19 protein-coding genes are annotated in these 17,786 nt (G+C 72.3%); 3 read left to right on the top strand and 16 right to left on the bottom strand.

Annotation, left to right across the window (positions count from 1 at the left end; genetic code table 11):
- Positions 1-6: 6 nt before the first annotated feature.
- Positions 7-1,479 carry a helix-turn-helix domain-containing protein gene (locus ADL03_RS31045; RefSeq protein WP_053737140.1) on the bottom strand — a complete coding sequence of 491 codons (1,473 nt, stop codon included), beginning with the start codon at positions 1,477-1,479 and terminating at the stop codon, positions 7-9.
- 365 nt (positions 1,480-1,844) lie between these two features.
- Between ADL03_RS31045 and ADL03_RS31040 the strand changes: the two genes are divergently transcribed.
- On the top strand, positions 1,845-2,351 hold the full coding sequence (locus ADL03_RS31040) for a hypothetical protein (protein ID WP_197288793.1): 507 nt from the start codon (positions 1,845-1,847) through the stop codon (positions 2,349-2,351).
- 4 nt (positions 2,352-2,355) lie between these two features.
- Here the strand turns inward: ADL03_RS31040 and ADL03_RS31035 are convergent, their stop codons facing one another.
- The 8 genes from ADL03_RS31035 to ADL03_RS31000 all read right to left on the bottom strand — a co-directional run bounded on the left by ADL03_RS31035 (position 2,356) and on the right by ADL03_RS31000 (position 9,343).
- Positions 2,356-3,438, bottom strand: a complete 1,083-nt coding sequence (locus ADL03_RS31035) for a serine hydrolase (RefSeq protein ID WP_053737138.1) — start codon at positions 3,436-3,438, stop codon at positions 2,356-2,358.
- Entirely contained in the window at positions 3,435-4,187 is a 753-nt protein-coding gene (locus ADL03_RS31030) for a WXG100 family type VII secretion target (RefSeq protein WP_053737137.1), read from the bottom strand. The genes ADL03_RS31035 and ADL03_RS31030 overlap by 4 nt, the downstream gene beginning before the upstream one ends.
- Complete coding sequence (locus ADL03_RS31025; protein ID WP_053737136.1) at positions 4,184-4,477, bottom strand: type VII secretion target; 294 nt, start codon at positions 4,475-4,477, stop codon at positions 4,184-4,186. Before ADL03_RS31025 ends, ADL03_RS31030 begins: the two co-directional genes overlap by 4 nt.
- Complete coding sequence (locus ADL03_RS31020; RefSeq protein WP_053737135.1) at positions 4,474-4,809, bottom strand: YbaB/EbfC family nucleoid-associated protein; 336 nt, start codon at positions 4,807-4,809, stop codon at positions 4,474-4,476. Before ADL03_RS31020 ends, ADL03_RS31025 begins: the two co-directional genes overlap by 4 nt.
- Before the next feature lie 9 nt (positions 4,810-4,818).
- On the bottom strand, positions 4,819-5,490 hold the full coding sequence (locus ADL03_RS31015) for an ESX secretion-associated protein EspG (RefSeq protein WP_053737134.1): 672 nt from the start codon (positions 5,488-5,490) through the stop codon (positions 4,819-4,821).
- On the bottom strand, positions 5,487-5,795 hold the full coding sequence (locus ADL03_RS31010; protein WP_053737133.1) for a hypothetical protein: 309 nt from the start codon (positions 5,793-5,795) through the stop codon (positions 5,487-5,489). Before ADL03_RS31010 ends, ADL03_RS31015 begins: the two co-directional genes overlap by 4 nt.
- On the bottom strand, positions 5,792-7,135 hold the full coding sequence (locus tag ADL03_RS48885; protein ID WP_197288792.1) for a hypothetical protein: 1,344 nt from the start codon (positions 7,133-7,135) through the stop codon (positions 5,792-5,794). The genes ADL03_RS31010 and ADL03_RS48885 overlap by 4 nt, the downstream gene beginning before the upstream one ends.
- Before the next feature lie 99 nt (positions 7,136-7,234).
- A complete protein-coding gene (locus ADL03_RS31000) occupies positions 7,235-9,343 on the bottom strand; it encodes an NACHT domain-containing NTPase (RefSeq protein WP_053737132.1) in 2,109 nt (702 codons plus the stop codon).
- A gap of 112 nt (positions 9,344-9,455) precedes the next feature.
- Here ADL03_RS31000 and ADL03_RS30995 point away from each other — a divergent pair, with 112 nt between their 5' ends.
- Positions 9,456-10,052: a DedA family protein gene (locus tag ADL03_RS30995; protein WP_369809041.1), complete on the top strand. Its 597-nt coding sequence runs from the start codon at positions 9,456-9,458 to the stop codon at positions 10,050-10,052.
- Here the strand turns inward: ADL03_RS30995 and ADL03_RS30990 are convergent.
- Positions 10,015-10,734, bottom strand: a complete 720-nt coding sequence (locus ADL03_RS30990) for an SDR family NAD(P)-dependent oxidoreductase (RefSeq protein WP_053737130.1) — start codon at positions 10,732-10,734, stop codon at positions 10,015-10,017. The two genes, ADL03_RS30995 and ADL03_RS30990, sit on opposite strands and share 38 nt — an antisense overlap.
- A gap of 110 nt (positions 10,735-10,844) precedes the next feature.
- On the opposite strand from ADL03_RS30990, the gene ADL03_RS30985 reads away from it, so the two are divergent.
- Entirely contained in the window at positions 10,845-11,687 is an 843-nt protein-coding gene (locus ADL03_RS30985) for an alpha/beta fold hydrolase (protein ID WP_053737129.1), read from the top strand.
- Here the strand turns inward: ADL03_RS30985 and ADL03_RS30980 are convergent.
- From ADL03_RS30980 to ADL03_RS30955, 6 genes are all read right to left on the bottom strand, one after another.
- Positions 11,662-12,768, bottom strand: a complete 1,107-nt coding sequence (locus ADL03_RS30980) for a macrolide family glycosyltransferase (RefSeq protein WP_053737128.1) — start codon at positions 12,766-12,768, stop codon at positions 11,662-11,664. The genes ADL03_RS30985 and ADL03_RS30980 overlap by 26 nt on opposite strands.
- A 41-nt stretch (positions 12,769-12,809) precedes the next feature.
- A complete protein-coding gene (locus ADL03_RS30975) occupies positions 12,810-13,721 on the bottom strand; it encodes a Gfo/Idh/MocA family protein (protein WP_053737127.1) in 912 nt (303 codons plus the stop codon).
- Between the two features lie 15 nt (positions 13,722-13,736).
- Positions 13,737-14,801 (bottom strand): ABC transporter permease, encoded by a 1,065-nt coding sequence (locus tag ADL03_RS30970; protein ID WP_053737126.1) that lies wholly within the window; start codon positions 14,799-14,801, stop codon positions 13,737-13,739.
- Position 14,802: 1 nt separating this feature from the next.
- Positions 14,803-15,672 (bottom strand): ABC transporter ATP-binding protein, encoded by an 870-nt coding sequence (locus ADL03_RS30965; RefSeq protein ID WP_053737125.1) that lies wholly within the window; start codon positions 15,670-15,672, stop codon positions 14,803-14,805.
- Positions 15,673-15,758: 86 nt separating this feature from the next.
- Positions 15,759-16,901, bottom strand: a complete 1,143-nt coding sequence (galK, locus tag ADL03_RS30960; protein ID WP_053737124.1) for a galactokinase — start codon at positions 16,899-16,901, stop codon at positions 15,759-15,761.
- Positions 16,902-17,047: 146 nt separating this feature from the next.
- Positions 17,048-17,674 carry a hypothetical protein gene (locus tag ADL03_RS30955; protein WP_053737123.1) on the bottom strand — a complete coding sequence of 209 codons (627 nt, stop codon included), beginning with the start codon at positions 17,672-17,674 and terminating at the stop codon, positions 17,048-17,050.
- Positions 17,675-17,786: the final 112 nt, after the last annotated feature.

Raw genomic sequence — 17,786 nt, 5'->3', positions numbered from 1 at the left:
AACGGCTCAGCCCAGGAGGTCCCTCCTGAACTTCCAGCTGCGCGCGAGGATGCACGCGCCGGGAGAGGCCATCGGTTCGGAGGCCAGCATCCGCCGGATGGTCTCCTCGGTGAACGGCACGCCCTCGGAGACCGACGTCGACTCGATCGCGGTCACCAGCGCACCTTCGGCGTTGATCCGCACGGTCTGTCCGAACACGTCGTCGAACACGTCGTCGTCGATGACGACGACCGTGAGCAACGTGGCCGCCAAGGTCAGTGTGTCGAGCCCGATGCCGAGGCAGTGGACCGAAACGCGCTCCTCAGCCCGTGCCTTCTCCAGCGCCCTGTAGAACGACCATTGCGCGTAGTCGATCGGCTCGCCCTGGCTGCCGTCCCGTTCTGGTTCACCCAGGAGCTCCTCGGAGTACTCCCGGACCATGTTGCGCCAGAGGTCGAAGTCGTTTCTCGTGTCCCAGGCCGCAACGCTCGACGGCTGGAACTCGCCCGCCGGGATGAGGCCGTAGATGCCGGCGGCGGTCGCCACCTTCGCCGGGTCGCGCCAGTGCAGCAGGAAGGTGGCGCGGCCGGTGTCACGCTGCCGCCGGAGGGTGAGCGTCTCGATCGCGGGCATCACCGCCCTGCGGTTCAGGTCGAAGGGGTCGCCGATCAGTGCGCGCAGTGGCAGTTTCGACCACTCAGGCGTCTCGTCCGCCGGGCCGCGACGCACCACCTCGGCCAGTTCGTGCGCTGCCGCTTCCGAAGCGTCCAGTTTGTCGAAGTACGTGCCCAGACCGAAGTCCAGCCGGGCGGCACCCGCCTTGAGGTTCGCGCCCAGCAGCCGGTAGCTCGCTCGGTTCTCGAACAGTGACGGGCGGTCGAGATAGCGGATGGCCGAGGTGTAGCGCTCGAACCTCCGGCCCGGTGCGCGCAGGGGCAGGACGCCGGCCGCTTCCGGCTCACCTCCGGTGACCTCGATGGGCACCCGGTGCTCCACCCATCGAAGTTCGATGTCCGCCAGCGGAATGGGCCGCTCGGGCGTCCACTCCGGTCTGGCCAGGAACGTCATGTCGTCACCGGCGTGGAACTCCGGGCTGTAGAGCTTCTTGGCCAACCGCGCCAACTCGCCACGATGACGGTTCAGGTAGCGACGGCCGCGCTTCCAGTCGCTCTGACTCACCTCCACAGGATTTGCCGCGTCCACAAGTGCGGCAACGGAAGGAAGTGCGACGGGCTGCAGCAGTTCCTGCGAGACGCCGACGTGGCCTGGCGGGATGTTCAGCCGGTTGGCGATGCGCAGCAGGGCCTCGGGATCACGCATCCGGCGTTGCCCGGTCTCGATCTTCGAGACGTACGACTGGTCGAGGTTCAGCAGCTTGGCCAGGTCGCCCTGGTTGAGGCCGTTGGCCTGCCGGTACTCCCTCAGCACCTCCGCCAAGAGGCTCGTGTCGAGACCCGCCTCGAACGTCGGTCTGGACAGCCACTGCCCGTCGGTGTCCATCTGCTCCTGCCTCGTGCGATTCGTCTGAACGGCACTTATGCCAGGTAGTCATACCAAGGGCGCGGCAGGGCAACCAGTCCTTGGACACCACGTGCGGCTCTGCCCGATGCTCGTCACACGATTCTCCCGCTCGAACGAAAGCAGGTGGCAAAGCCGTGGTTCGTCGGCATCCAGGCCCGGGACGAGCGGCGGAGGCAGGCGGCGGAGGTCTGCCCCGTCCGGTGATCGCACCGTACATCACCCGTTGGAGTGGCGAGCCGGACCTGCCGCAGCCCGTGCGGGCCCGACCAGGGCTGGGGGTCTGCTACGCCGACGAACTGCCGATCGATCGCGATTCACGCGGAGTGCTGTGGCGACGTGCCGGGATGCGTCCCGGGACCGGCCGCCCGGAGTTCGGCAGGGTGCACCCGCTGCGGCAGCGCCGGGCCATGCGCCGGCTGCTGTGCCAGGTGTGCGCCGCACCGGCGGACCGCGACGACAGCGGTGTGCTGTGGTTGCTGCGCGACTTCCGCGGCGACTGGGCCCGCTGGCCCGACGGCATGGGGTGTGTCGAACCACCTGTCTGCGCGCCGTGTGTTCCGGTCTCCCTGCGGTTGTGCCCCGCGTTGCGGCGCGGCGCGGTGGCCGTTCGCGTCCAGGACTGCCCGATCGCGGGCGTGCGGGGTGTGGTGTACCGAGAGGACTTTTCGGGTCTGGTCGCCGTGGAAGAGGCGGTCCTGCCCTACGACGATCCTGACGTCCGGTGGCTCGTGGCGTCCGCGCTCGTACGCGAGCTACGGGGCTGCACGGTGCTGCCGCTCGATGCGTTCGCTGAGCGCGGCGGCGCGGACGGCGAGGAACTCGACCTCGCCGTCCGCGCCGATCGGTTCTGACCGGCTAGCGCTGCGGCGCAGCGGAGCAGATCGCCTTGTCCGCCACGTCGACGGCCGAGGGCTTGCCGGAGCCCTGCCAGTTCGTGTTGGTCACGACCGCCGCGAACCGGCCGTCGTCGGTGGTCAGGGTGAACGAGTAGTGGCCGGTGGTCAGGGCGCCGTTGTGGCCCCACGCCACGACGCCGCACGACAGCGGCATCCTGACCAGCGCCAAGCCGTAGCCGTATCCCTCCGACGGGCCGTACGTGCGGCGCATCTCGGCGAGCGACGACGGGGAGACGACCTGACCGGCGGCCAATGCGCGGTAGAAGCGCCCGATGTCGTCCAAAGTGGACTCCATGGCGCCCGCGGTGCTCCAGGCCGACAGTTCGACGCTGGTGGTCGCCTCGGTCCAGAAGAACACCGGTCCGAGGCGGCCGCCCAGGTAGCCGTTGAGGAACGGGGTCCGCAGCGCGCGGTTGCCGGGTGCCGGGAAGCTGGTCTCGGTCAGGCCCAGCGGGCGGATGATCCGGGCGGTGATCGCGTCGCCGGCCGGGGTGCCGGTGAGGCGTTCGATCAGCAGGCCCAGCACCAGGAAGCCGACGTTGGAGTAGTTCTGCGCGGCGCCGGGGGCGTTCTGGGCGGGTTCGTCCATCGCCGAGCGGACCAGTTCGGCGAGCGGGTACGTGCCGTCCGGGTTCGGCTGGGCGTCGCGCACGTCGCGGACCAGGCCGCTGGTGTGTTGCAGCAGCTGGCGGACGGTGATCACGGCACCGTCGTAGTTGCCGTTCACCACGCCCGGCAGGTAGCGGTTGATCGGCGCGTCCAGTTCGACGCGGCCCTCGTCGACGAGCTGCAGGACGACCGAGGCGGTGAACGTCTTGGTCTGGCTGCCGATCCGGAAGTGGTCGGCGGCGGTGATCCTGCGCTGTTCGTGGATCTTGCCCGTGCCGGTGCTGTACGTGCCGGAGTTCGTGTGCACGGCGGCGCCCGGTCCGGCCTGCGCGAGGTACTGGTCGAGCACCTGCTGGACACCGGTGTCGGCGTGCGCGGGCGTGACGCTGACGGCGAGCGCGAGGCCCGCCACGATGGCTGCGAACCGCTTCACGCGGCGACCTCCTGCTGCCGTGCCTTGTCCCCGATGACCGACAGTGCCTTCTTCACGACTTCGAGCACCGCGAGCGCGCCCTCGACCAGCTTGATCAGGTTCTCGCCGCTCGCCAGCAGCTCGGCGAGCTTGCCGGCGATCCGCACGCCCGCGTCGACCGCGATCTGCACGCACTGCGGGATGGCGATGGCGATGCTCTGCCCGAACGTCGCCGGTGCGGCCGCGACGGCCTGGGTCATGATCGGCACGATCTGGCCGAGCGCCTCGCCGATGATCGTGGTGACGGCCGCGACCGCCTGGGCCACCACCTCACCGGCCTTGATCATCGCTTCGGCCGAGGTCAGCGCCGTCTCCGCGACGGACTGCACGCCGTCAGCGAGCTCCTGCGCGGTCTTCGCGTAGTCCTGCGCGGCGGCACCGGTCCAGCCGCTGGTCCCGGTCTTCGCCTGCTCACGGTAGTCCTCGGCCAGGTTGGCCGTGCTCTCGCCCGCCTTGGTGAACTCGCCGGAGCCCTGCCGCACGCCGTCGGGGTTGCCGCGCAGCTGGTTCAGCGGCTCCTCCAGGAACGAGATCATCGGCGTGAGGAACCCGATGCCCGCGCTGTCCAGCGCCTGCAACGGTTTCTGGTCGGCGTCGTAGCGGGGCTGCTCGTCGGCGAGCCCGCCCGACACCCACTCCTTGCCGGCGATGGCGTTCGTCGTCGTGCGCAGCTCGGTCAGCAGTGCGTTGATCGTCGCCGTGTCGTTCACGCGTTCACCCCGTCGAAGCTGACCGCGTTGGCGTCGTCCGTGCGCTGGTAGTGCTCCGCGGTCCGGCGCATGCCCGCGCCGACCTTGTCCATTGTGGACGCGACGTGGGCGAACGCCTCGGCGGTCCTGGTCATCGCCCCGCCCAGCCCGGCCGTCAGGAACTGCGCGAACTGCCCCAGCGACTCCTGGCCGAGCTCCTGCGGCAGCCGGGTCTCCGCCAACTGGTCGGCGTGCTTGGCGAGGTCGCCCGCGTGGGCGCGCAACTGCTCGTGGTCGACGGTGAAGGTCATCGCCGCACCTCCGCCACGATCCGCTGCAGCGCGTCGCCCTCGCCGAGGTAGCTCGCCATGACCTCGGTCATCCGCTCCCCCGCCATCCGCTGCGCCTCGCGGGCCGTGCTGACGATGAGCACCGCCAGCGCGTCCACGTCGAGCTTGCGCGCCGCGGGCGTGAGCCGGACGTCGCCCAGCACCCCCGCCGCGTTCACCGACACCGTGACCTCACCCCGCGGTGACGTCGCACTCGCCCCCACCTCGTTCAGCGACGCGCTCGCCGCCCGTGCCCCGTACGCCACCCGCTCCAACCGTTCCTGGTAGTCCGCCAGCCACTGCGCTGCTTCCATGTCCCCCTCCTACGTCCTGGCGACCGCCGCGATCTCACCGATCGCGCGGACGACCTCGTTGTGCCTCATCGGGTTGACGCTGAGCCAGCCGTCGGCGCCCACGTCCACCCGCACCCTGCCCCTCGCACTGTCCAACCAGGACACTTCCGCGATCCGGGTCCCACCCCTGCTCACCGCCCCGGCCTGGCCCTGCCCCGGCGCGGGGAAGAGCCCGGCGAGCCCGTCGCGTTCCCGCCCCGGCGCCACGGTGAGCGGCATCGTCTGCGCCGCCCGCACGTGCGGAACCAGCGCCGCGAGCTCGTCGCTCAGCTCCGCCGCGTCCACGACCGCCGCCCTGACCGTGCTGCTGCTCAGCTCCTGGCGGCACACCGCGGCGCGGTGGCCGTGCACCAGCGCGACGGCACCCGTCGTCCCGGCGCCGACGACCACCAGGTCGACCGCGGCCCGGTACTCGCGCAGCGCGTCGACCAGGTCCTGCGCGAGGCCCGCCGGTCCGTGGGCGGTGGCCAGGCCACGCGCCTGCAACCCCCGTGCCGCTTCCGCGAGGAGCTCGACGCGTTCGCTCTCCAGCCGCCCGAACGACGGCACCCGCAACGGGAACGGCCACCGCACCCCGGCGTGCGTCGCGAGCAGGTCCATCTCCACGAGGTCGAACGCCACCTCGCACTCGACCGCCGTCACGCCCGCTCCTCCGCCACCGGTCGCTCGTCGGCGTCGACGTAGGTGGTCCTGATCGCGGCGAGCATGCGTTCGAACTCGCGCACCTCCCGCTCGGCCGCGCCCACCTCACCGGCGAGCCCCGTCTGCCCGGCCGCCGCCGTCAGCCGCCGCGCCAGCTCCCTCGCCGGCGGCGCCGTGCCCAGCGGCGGCTCCCTCTCCGCCAGGCGGCTCGCCGTCGCGACCAGCTGACCCGTCAGCTCCGCGAGCCGCGTCAGCGTCCTGACCCGGTCGGCCAGCGACTCCGGCGCCACCTCGTACCCGTTCACGCCTCCACCCCGATCACCGGCGGGCACGCCCGCTCGTCCAGCTCGAACAACCCGTGGTCCAGCGTGGGCATCTGGTTCTGGTGCTCCTGCTCGTCGTCCCCGCGCGCCCCGCTCGGCGGCGGCGCCATCGCGCCGTTCTGCGCCTGGCCCCGTGCGTTCGCCTCACCGATCGACCCGGTGAGTCCGGCGGGACCGCCCGTCGCGCCGAGCACGACACCGGCCCGCATCCCGGGAGCGAGCGGGGCGGGCCCGTTCGCGACCGCTGGCACCGGAGCACTCACGACCCCGGCCCGCACCGCGCTTCCACCACCACCGCCGCCGGTCAGGCGCTGCCACGGCACCCCGGTCGGCGCCTTCTGGCTGGCGCGCGGTGGCGGCGGCACCGACGTGGTGGTGGCGGGCTGCGGCACCGCGCCACGGGCGTCGTCGATCAGGCGGCTGCTGCCGTTGAGGCTCGACTCGTAGGTCTGCATCGCGCGGACGGCCTGCGCCTTCTGCTGGTCGGCCGACCCGACGGTGAAGAAGAAGCTGATGCCGGTGGAGCCCGGGCTGACCGGTTGCGGCAGCTGCGGCGCGAAGCTCGGCGCCGACGGCAGGCTGAACGGGGCCGGGCTGAACGCGGGCGCCGACGGCAGGCTGAACCCCGCGGGCCGGAACGCGTCCGGCGCGGGCGGCAGGCCCAGCGCTGCTGGTCCCCCACCGAACCCCGCGGGACCGACCGCATCCGGCACGCGCGACAGACCGGGAGCACCCGGACCGGCCGCAAATCCCGCCGGACCGACCGCATCGGGGACACGCGGCAGACCCAGCGCACCCGGACCGGCCGCAAATCCCGCCGAACCGACCGCGTCCGGCACGGGTGGCACGCCCGGAGCACCCGGACCGGCGTCCGGCACGCGCGGCAGACCCGGCACGGCCGGCCCCGCCCCGAAGCCCGCCGGACCGGCGGTGCCCGGCGCGGCCGTCATCCCGTCCCCCACCGGCGGCACGGCGGGAGGCGGTGGCATCGCGGCCCGTGCCGCGGCCAGCGCGTCCGCCGCGTCCTGCGCCGCCCGCTGCCCGGCCTCCGCCAGTGCGCCGATCTTCTCGATCCGGTCGGCCAGCGCCCCCAGCCGCGCGGCGGCCTCCTCCGCGGCCACCCCCTGCCAGTCCCCGAGCAGCGCCGCCCGCTGCTCCCTCAGCACCTCCGCGTGCGTGGCCAGAGCGGCGCGGTGCGCGGTCCACTCGTCGGCCACCTTGCTCACGGACCCGACATCGGCGTCCTGCCACAGCATCTGGTGCAGCTCCGAGTGGCTGTACGCCTCCCAGTTCACCGCGCTCGGCGAATCGTTGCCTGACACCCCTGAGTTCCCCTCCCTCGTCCGGCCCGGCACACGATCACAGCCGGACGGGACGAGGGACAGGCCAGCCGACCGGCCACTTGTGGCCGGTCGGTCTGATCAGCGCGAATGCCGGTAACCGGCCGCGAGGTGCTCCTGCAGCCGGGCGTGCCGGAACTGGTAGACCGCCCCCGCGCGGCGCAGCACGCCACGCCGGTAGGCGTCGCCGAGGAACGCCGGCAGCGCCCACGGCAGCCGTCCGGTCAGCGGCAGCCACACGCGGGCGAACACGAGCCACTGGCCCCACGCGGTCAGGCTCAGCACGTAGGCCAGGCCGCCGCCGACCCCGCCGACGAGCCCGACCGCGAGACCGGTCACCGGGCTCCACGCGACCGCGAACCCGGCCGGGCCGATCACCGACAGCGCCAGCACCCCGGTCCCGAAGGCGACGAACACCGCGAACACCGGCACGCCCACGACGACCATCGCGAGCACCGCGGACCGGTTCGCCCGCAGCAGCCCGAACGGCGACCCGGCCGCGCGCACGTCCAGCGGTGCCTCCACGGCGGCGACCAGCCCGAACACCAGACCCGCCCCCACGCCGAACACCACCGCGAACACCCCGCTGTCGACCAGCACCCCGCCCGACAGCCGGTAGTCCGGGTTCACCCACCACCACGCCAACGCGCGCACCAGCCCGTACCCGGCACCGATCAACCCGCCGAAGCACAGCCCGAGCAGGAACCGCGACCACACGTGCGGCCCGAACCGGCCACGCAACCGCAGCCGCGTGCGCACCGGCAGCAGCGGCGCGACCCGGCGGTGCACCAACCCGAACAGCACGCCCGTGACCAGCGCGATCATGGTCCCGAACAGCACCAGCCTGATGTTCACGGTCCGGATCAGCAGTGCCTCGATCAGCATGTCGGCGCCGCCGACGGCGACCCCCACGCCCAGCCCGATCACCGCGGCACCGCGCCGCGCCGACGTGCCGAGCTGCCACCAGGCGAGGTCGTGGGTGCCGAGCCGGGTCAGGTGGTCGGCCAGGTACCCGAGCCAGCGCTGGGCGTCGGCCCGTTCCTCGTAGACGGCGGGCACGAAGCTGCCGAGCAGGTGCCGCTCGACGGCGTCGGCCGAGTCGAACGCCAGCAGCTCGGCCGGCGGGTGGTCCGGTGTGTCGCTGTGGATCCGGCGGGCCAGCGCCACCATCAGCGGCGTGCTCAGCACCTCGGCCAGCGGCCCGCCCGCGGCGACCGCGGCGAGCACGGGGTCCCACGCACCGGCCCGCCTGGTCGTGCGCGGTAGGTACTGCGCGACGTCGTCGGGCGACAGCTCCGCCAGCACGACCGCCGCGGCCGAGGTCAGCACGTCGGTGCCGGACACGGCGTCGCGGTACTCGTCCACCCGGCTGGTCAGCACCAGCGGCAGCGTTGTGGTGTTCAACGCGACCAGCGCCGGCCGGTGCAGCCCGTGCGCGAGCTCGTCGAACCCGTCGAGCACCGGCAGCACCCGCTGGGCGTCGACCAGTGCCGAGGCCAGCGTCCCGCCGCCGGGCCCGGGACCGGACAGGAAGGGGTGGTCGCGTTCGAGCTGCTCGGCCAGCCAGTCCCGCAAGCCCGTCCGGCGCGGGTTCCACGCGCCGAGGCTGAAGATCACCGGCACCGGGTCGCTCTGCTCGGCCAGCAGGTCCAGCACGAACCGCGTGGTCAGGACCGTCTTGCCGGATCCGGCCCTGCCCAGCACGACCAGCCGCCGCGACCCGACCCGCCGGTAGACCTCGACGACCTGGTCCAGCCGCCCGTCGAGCGCCACCTCGCCGCCGATGTTCAGCCAGCTGTCGGTCAACGCGGGCGGTGCCGCCGTCCACCGCACCGGCAACGGCACCGGGTCGTGGACCTGGCGCTGTTCCTCTTCACGCCGCCAGCGGCCCTCGACGGCGGTCTTCAACGCCGCGACGGCCTCGGCCAGCGGGTCGAACGGCCGCACGACGTCCGCGACCACGGGTTCCGACCGCCCCGCGGCGCTGAACAGCTCCGCCCGCTCGGCGCCGGTCAGCTCCAGCGCGTCGGCCAGCGACCGCACCGTGCCCATCCGCGGGTCGGTGCGCTCCCCCGTCTCCAGCCCTCGCACCGTGCGGATGCCGACGGCCGCACGCTGTGCGAGCGCCTCCTGGCTCAATCCCGCCCGCTGCCGCCATTGCCGCAGCAGTAAGCCGAACTGGCTCGTCACAACGCCCCCTCGTTCCGATGATCGGCATCGTATCGAGACGATCACGTCTAGCAGACCGCCGCACCGGCACGCGTGGCCGATCCCGGCGTGCCGGGGGAAGATCGCGGGCGTGCTGTCCCACTGGCTTCAGACGGTCCCGCCGCTGCTGGTCTACCTCGTCGTGGGCCTGGTCGTCGGCCTGGAGAGCGTCGGCATCCCGCTGCCCGGCGAGATCGTGCTCGTCACGGCCGCGTTGCTGGCCTCGCACCACGACGGCGTCAACCCGGTGCTCGTCGGTGTGTGCGCGTCGGCGGGCGCGATCATCGGTGACAGCGTCGGCTACGCGCTGGGCAAGCGGTTCGGGCCGCGCATCTTCGCCTGGGCCGGGGCGAAGTTCCCCCGGCACTTCGACGCGGGGAAGGTCGGCCGCGCCCAGGCGCTGTTCGAGCGGTACGGCGCCTGGGCGGTGTTCTTCGGCCGGTTCGTGGCGTTGCTGCGGATCCTGTCCGGTCCGCTCGCGGCCACGATGGGCATGCACTACGGGAAGTTCCTGCTGGCCAACGCTCTGGGCGGCATCGCGTGGGCCGGCGGCACGACGGCGGCGGTCTACTTCGTCGGCGAGGCGGCCGAGCGCTACCTCGCCGGGTTCTCCTGGGTCGCGCTGCTCGTCGTGCTGGTGGCGGTGATCGGGTTCAGCGTCCGAGCCCGGCTCCGCCGTTCACACCGATGACCTGGGCGGTGACGTGCCCGGCCTCGGGGCTCGTCAGGAACGTCACCGCGGCGGCCACGTCGGCGGGGGTGCCCGCACGGCCGTTGGCGGGGTTGCCGACCAGCTTCTTGCGGCGCTCCTCCGACAGCGTGCCGCCGAAGAACTCGGTGTCCTCGATGACGCCGGGTGACACCACGTTGACCGTGATCCCGCGCCCTCCCAGCGCGAACGCCAGGTCCGCCGTCCACGCCTCGACCGCCGACTTCGCCGCGCCGTAGGCACCGGAGCCGCGCCGGCCCGCGATGGAACCGATCGTGACCACGCGGGCGTTGTCGGCCAGCCGCGGTTCGAGTGCGGTCGTGACGAGCACGGCGCTGATGACGTTGGACTCGTAGTTGGCGATCCACAGGTCGCGCACGTCGGCCAGGTTCTGCGGTGCGGGCAGGCGGCGGGTCATGTTGCCGCCCGCGTTGTTGACCAGTACGTCCACCTGGGACGGAAGGTCGTCGAGCGCGTTCTGGACGGCGTCGGGGTCGGCGGCGTCGAACACCACCGCGCGCGCACCGATCTCGTCGGCCGCGGCCTTGAGCACGTCCTCGCGGCGGCCGGTGACCACGACGTCGAGGCCCTGCTCCACGAGCCGCGCCGCAACCGCCCTGCCGATGCCGGTGCCGCCGCCGGTCACCACTGCTGTTCGGGTCATGCGATCTTTGATATCAGCGGAATCCGCCCAGGTCGATCGGCTTGTCAGCCCAGCGGAGTTCACGTCTGTGACTACGCTGCTCACGCCATCAATCCACTGGGGAGATGATCATGACAACTCACATCCTGGACACCGGCGGCGCCGCCATCGCCTACGACGTGGAGGGCGAGGGCGGCCGGCCGTTGATGATGATCGGGCAGCCGATGGACGCCAGCGGCTTCACGGCGTTGCGCGCGCAGTTCCCCGACCGCAAGGTGATCACCTACGACCCGCGCGGTCTCGGCCGCAGCACGCGCTCGGACGGCCGCACCGACAACACGCCCGAAACGCAGGCGGCGGACGTGCACGCGGTCATGCAGGCCGTCGGCGGGCCGGTCGACCTGTTCGCCTCCAGCGGTGGCGCGGTCACGGCGCTGGAGCTCGTCGCGTCCTATCCGGACGACGTGGTCACGCTCGTCGCCCACGAGCCGCCGATCATCGACGTGCTGCCCGACGCGGCCGCGACCCGGCGCGCGCGTGACGGGTTCATGGCGATCTACCAGGCCAAGGGCGGCGGCGCGGGCATGGCGGCGTTCATCCAGATGAGCTCGTGGCAGGGCGAGTACACCGACGAGTACTTCGCGCTGCCCGCACCGGACCCGGCCCAGTTCGGCATGCCGGCCGAGGACGACGGCAAGCGCGACGACCCGTTGCTCGGCACGTCGTCACTGGCGATCACCGACTACTACCCGCGCGTCGACGACCTCAAGGCCGCGCCGACCCGTGTCGTGATCGCGGTCGGCGAGGAGACCGGCAACGCCTTCACCGCGCGCACGGCCATCCACACCGCACGGTTGCTCGGCCAGGAGGCGGTCGTGTTCCCGAGCCACCACGGAGGCTTCATGGGCGGTGAGTTCGGCTACGCGGGCAAGCCGGAGGAGTTCGCGGTCAAGCTCCGCGAGGTGCTCGGCTGAGCACGAGGTCGGCGGCGCGCTCCACGCCGCCGCCACCGCGGACAGCGGCCCGCATCCGGTCGACGTTGCCCCGGATGCGGTCGCTGGCCGCGACCCGGTCGACCACCGCGCGCAGCTCCGCGAGGTCGCGCACGCGCTCGCCCAGTCCCAGCGCGGTGAGGTGGTCGGCGTTGCTCACCTGCTCGGGCGTCTGCGGGACGACCACCAGCGGCACACCGGCGTGCAGGGCCTCCATCGTGGAGTTCATGCCGCCGTGCGTGACGAACACGGCCGCGTGCCGGAGGACCGCGGGCTGCGGGAACCACGGGCGCACGTCGATCGTGTCCGGCAGCGGTCCGAGGTCGGCGCGGGCGCTCAACGCGACCTGCCACGCGCCGTCGCCGAACTGCTCGACACACGCGCGGTAGAAGTCCTCGTCGCTGAGCAGCGAGCCGAGCGAGACGTAGAGCAGCGGCAGGTCGTGACGCGGCGACCACCGCTCGTCCAGGCGGCGGCCCAGCAGCGGGCCGACGAAGTGGCAGGTTTCGTCGAAGGTGTCCCCGGCCGGCTGGAACTCCCGTGGCACCAGCACGATGCTGCACTCCTCCGGCGCGTCCAGCGTGCTCGTCACGTCGAGCTCGACGCCCTGCTCCGCCGCGAACCGCGCGCACGGTTCCTCGACCGCCCAGGCGATCGCGGGGTCCATCAGCCGGAAGTGCTCGTTGGACACGAAGTGCGGCACGGTCCGCACCGCCGGGATGTCCAGCTGCCGTGCCACCACCCGTGCGGGCCAGTTCGTGGCGTCGTAGCAGACCACGTCGGGCCGGTCGCGGCGGCAGTGGTCGAGCAGCACCGGGTGGATCGCGGCCATCGCGGCGAAGTAGTGCGGGAACCACTCGTCGACCGGGTTCGCGGTCTTCGGCTGGAACGGCGGCAGCGCGGGCAGTTCCAGCCAGCGCGCGCCCGCCGCCGTGACCGCGTCGGCGTGCTCGGCGGCGGTCGCGTACCAGACCTCGTGGCCGCGCCGGGTCACCTCCTCGACCAGCGGCAACGTCGGGGTGAGGTGGCCGTGGCCGAAGAGGGTGACGAACAGCAGCTTCACCCCGCCGATCCTGGTGGGCCGCCGGGCACGCGGCAACGCAATTACCGCAGGAAGGCCTCGACCACCTCGGCGACGCGCAGGCCGCTCGCGAAGTCCGCCAGGTCACGCGGGTGCTCACCGCGCACGGCCTGTGCGAAGAGCCCGAGCCGCGCGGAGTCGGAGCCGCCGGCGCCGAGCTCGACCGGCTGCCACGGCCCACCGTCCGAAGTGGACAGCCGCGCCCACTGGCTGAGCCGCAACGACCTCCGCGTGCCCCAGACCGTCCACTCGTAGACCTCGGGCCCGGCGAGCCCGGAGAACGCCGACACGTGCACCGGCACGCCACCACCGCGCAGCACCCCGCGCGCCGCGACCTCGGCGGCACCGGGCGCCGGGAAGTCCGCCGACACCGACTCGACCGTCAGCGGTCCGAGCATGCGGTCGGTGAGGTAGACGAAGTGCGACAACACCTCCCGCACGAAGCCGCCCTGCTCCGCCTGCGCCAGCCAGAGGGCGTCCTTCTGGAACTCGCGCGGCCACTTCGGGAACTGCAGCCGCACCTCGACCCCGCGCAGCTCGCCGAGCTCGGGCAGCTGCCGCTCGATCTCCAGCGTGGCGGCCATGTCCGACAACGCGAAGTTGACCGCGTTGGGCCGTCCGGCCGCCGCCTCGGCCATCGCGCGTGCCTCGCCGAGGTCGACGGCGAGCGGCTTCTCGCAGAACACCGCCTTGCCCGCGGTGAGCGCCCTGATCGCCTGCCCGGCGTGCACGGCGGGCGGCGTGGCGAGGTAGACGGCGTCCACATCGGACAGCACGTCGTCCAGCGAGGTGACGACCGGGACGTCCACCTCGCGCGGCACGACGTCCACGCCGGCGACCACGGTGAAGGCGGGATGTGCCAGCGCCGCCGTCAGCATCCGGGTGCCCATCGCACCCAGGCCGACGACGGCGAGGCGAATCGGATCAGCGACCATGCCGCCCAGTGTGGCCTACTCGGCGGGCGCCCACGCACGGGCCAGCTTGACCCGTCCCCCGGTCTGCAGCAGCGAGCCGGTGTAGAGCCGGGACGCGACCAGCAGGATCACCACGACCGTGGCCGCGAGGATCCCGAGCGACAGCAACGCCTCCCACGGGGCCGCCTGCTGGGCGAACATCCGCACCGGCATCGCGACCGCCGCCGTGAACGGCACGAACGACATCACGCCGAGCACCGCCGGGTTGTCGAAGAAGAACTGCACGCCGAAGTACGGGCCCATCACCGCGAGCATCACCAGGCCCATGGTCGAGCCGAGGTCCTCCTGGCGGCTGACCAGCGCGCCCGCGACCGCCCACAGCGACGACACCAGCACGAACCCGAGGCACAGGAACGGCACGAACCACCCCAGCGCCGGTGCCACGACCGCCAGCAACTCCTGCTGGCCCGCCACCCGCAGCGCGATCGGCGCGGTGAGGGCGAGCACCACCACCTGACCCATGGTCAGGATCACGTGCCCGACGATCTTGCCCGCGAGCAGCGCCCTGACCGGCACCGTCGACACCAGGATCTCCACGATCCTGGTCTGCTTCTCCGTGACCGTGCTCTGCGCGATCGCCGCACCGCCCATGCCGAACATGAGGAACACCAGCCCGAACACGAGCACCACGACGAACCGCTGGTCGGAGCTCACCGCCGACGGGTCCAACAGCTCCACCGGCGGTGCCGCCACGAGCTGCGAGATCACGTCGGTCGGCGGGTCGTTGAGCGCCAGCACCTTGATGCCGGAGCCGTCCGGCACGATCGCCGCCTCGACCTCGTCCGCGCGGACGAGGTCCTGCGCGGCCCGCACGTCGGCGACCTCGCGCACGTCGAGCGCCTTGCCCTGCACCACCTGCGCCGCGGACCCGACGACCGCGACCTTCGGGTCGTCGCCGCCGAACACGGCCGGCAGCACGGTGAGCGCGAACAGCCCGGCGACCGTCGCGAGGAACCCGATCCAGAACCCCTTGGTGCTGACGAACGTCTTCATCTCCCGCTCGGCGACCAGCCACGTCGCCTTCGTGAACGACTGCGCCACGTCAGCTCACCTCCTTGAAGATCTCGTCCAGCGTGGGCACGACCGGTGCGAACGACCGCACCTCACCGCGTTGCAGGGCCTGTTCGAGCACCGCGCGCGACGCCCCCTCGAACACCACGCGCGGCCCGTCCAGCTCCACGACCGTCGCGCCCGGCACGTCCCGCACCCACCCCGCGTCGGTGCCGACGACGACCTCGTACCGGTCGTTCGCGTGCCGTTGCCGCAGTTCCTCACGCGACCCCTTGGCCGCGATCCGTCCTTTGGAGATGATCACGACGTCGTCGCACAACCGTTCCACGATCGCGAGCTGGTGGCTGGAGAACAGCACCGGCACCCCGTCCGCCGCCCGCTTGCGCAGCACGTCGAGGACGGTGTCCACCGCGATCGGGTCGAGCCCGGAGAACGGCTCGTCCAGGATGAGCACGTCCGGCTCGTGCACCAGCGCCGCCGCGATCTGCACCCGCTGCTGGTTGCCCAGCGACAGCTGCTCCAGCCGGTCGTTCGCGCGGTCGGCGAGCTCCAGGTCCGCGAGCAGCTCGTCGGTGTTGCGCTGCGCGGTCTCCCGGTCGATCCCGTGCAACCGCCCCAGCCACGTGATCTGCTCGCGCACCTTCATCTTCGGGTACAGCCCGCGTTCCTCCGGCATGTACCCGAACCGCGGCCGGTCCTGCGGCGTGATCGGCTTCCCCCGCCAGCTCACCGCGCCCCCGTGCGCGGCCAGCACCCCCAGCACGATCCGCATCGTCGTCGTCTTGCCGGACCCGTTGGCGCCCAGGAACCCCGTCATGCGCCCAGGCCGCACGTCGAAGCTCACGTCGTCGAGCACCCGGTGGTCGCCGAAGCTCCGGCTGATCCCCGTCACCGTCAACATGGCGCAGACGCTATGCGGTCCGGATCAAGATCGCGTCCGCCGCGCGGCATCATCCTCGCGGAGGAGCCGCCGTGCCCACCCGGTCCTCAGAGATCACGCCCCGCACCGGCCGACGGCACCGCGACGAACGTGCGGGGCGCCGTGAACCCGTTCTCCGCGAACGCTTCCGCGACCCGCCGCTCGACCTCGCCGCGCACCTCCCGCGGCACCAGCGCGATCGCCGACCCGCCGAACCCGCCACCGATCATCCGCGCTCCCAGCGCACCCGCCTCCTCGGCGGTCGCGGCGGCCACGTCCAGCTCCGCACAGGACACCCGGTAGTCGTCGCGCAGGCTCGCGTGCGACGCGCTCAGCAACGGCCCGATCTCCTCGTACCGGTCCTGCCTGAGCAGCTCCACGGTGTCCTGGACGCGGCGGTTCTCGGTGATCACGTGCCGCACCAGCGGTTGCAGGTGCGCGGGCAGCCCGTCCCAGGTCTCCGCGTCGCGCAACGACGGCAGGCCGAGCAGCCGCGCCGCCTCCTCGCAGCCCCTGCGCCGCTCGCCGTAGCCGGACTCGACCAGCGAGTGGCTCACCCGCGTGTCGATCACGAGGACCTCCAGGCCGTGCCGCGCGGCGTCGAACGGCACCTGCTCCTGCTGTCCCGACCGCACGTCCAGGAACAGCACGTGGGCGTCCGTGCAGCACAACGACGCCGTCTGGTCGAGCAGCCCCGTCGGGGCGCCCACGAAGTCGTTCTCCGCCACCTGCACCCACTTGGCGACGTCGCTCCGGGACGCGTTCCGCCCGCTCAACCCCAGCAACGCCAGCGCACTCGCCACCTCCAGCGAGTGCGACGACGACAACCCGGCCCCGCGCGGCACGTCGCCGGTGATCACGAGAGCGGCCCCGCCGGTGATCCCCTGCTGCCGCAACACCCACGCGACACCGGCGGGGTAAGCCGCCCACCCCGTCACGCCGCCCGGCTCGACCTCGCTGACGTCCAACGGCTCGGCCGTCACCGTCCGGTCGCCCTCGACGGTCGCCAGCGTCAGCACGCCGTCCTCGCGCGACGCCGCGGCCACCCACGTCCGCTGCGGGATGGCGAACGGCAGCACGAACCCGTCGTTGTAGTCGGTGTGCTCGCCGATGAGGTTCACCCGGCCGGGCGCCGACCACACGCCGACGGGCGCGGTGTCGTGCAGCCGCCGGAAAGCCTCAGCCGCGCTGTTCGTTCCTGTTGAGTTCATGCCACCCGATCCACGCCGTCGTTCGTGTTGCCGCAGAAGTTCTGGCGATGAGGATGACGGGCCGCGGCCGTCTTGACAATGTTGAGTCTTGGTTGACAACGTTCGATGGCGTTCATCACCACGGCGTGTCAAGCGCCGGACCGGCGTCAGCCGAGCTCCGCGTGGCGGCGCCGCAGCTCCTCGATCGTCGCGTCGACGACGTCGCGGTGCCGCTGCAACCGCCGCAACGCGCGCTCGGTCTCCACCCGCATGCCACCCGCCTCCGCGCGGTCGATCTCGGCGTGGTCGTCGTGCAGCCGTGTGCGATCACCCGGCACCAGCGGGACGTCCCAGCGCGGGACGTGGCCCATGCGGTTGTTGATGTGGTCGTGCAGCTCGTCCATGCTGTCGTTGAGCCGCTCGACCCACGACCGGCGCCGCTGGATCTCGTCGTGCGGGTCGCGGTCGTTCCACGACGCGTCACGCATCGTGCGGGTCAGCGCCTCGTCGGTGGCGCGGAAGCTGAGCAGCAGGCCCGTGACCGCCTTGCGCACGTCCTCGACGTCCGCCTTCTGCCTGCCCTTGCGGGCACCCCAGCTCCGTTCACCGCCGCGGCGTTTGTAGTGCTGCTGCATGGCCTGCTTGGAGCGCTGCCCGTAGACCGCGCCCAGCTGCTCCCAGGTGTACCCGCTGTCCATGATGGACTCGATGAGCACCCGTTCGGCCTGGTCCACGGCCTCGCGGGCCCAGGGCATCATCCTCAGCGCGTGAAACGACTCGGTTCCCTCGATCACTCCGTCAACGTATCCGTTGACGGGGCAAGTCGTCAACCGATGCGTTGACGAACTCGTTTGCATCGAGGCTGTTCGTGACCACGGACCCGCGTAGCAGGCGGCGACCGGACCA

The sequence above is a fragment of the Nocardia sp. NRRL S-836 genome (assembly GCF_001279525.1).
Classification (GTDB): Bacteria; Actinomycetota; Actinomycetes; order Mycobacteriales; family Pseudonocardiaceae; genus Lentzea.
This window is presented reverse-complemented; position numbering and strand designations above follow the sequence as displayed.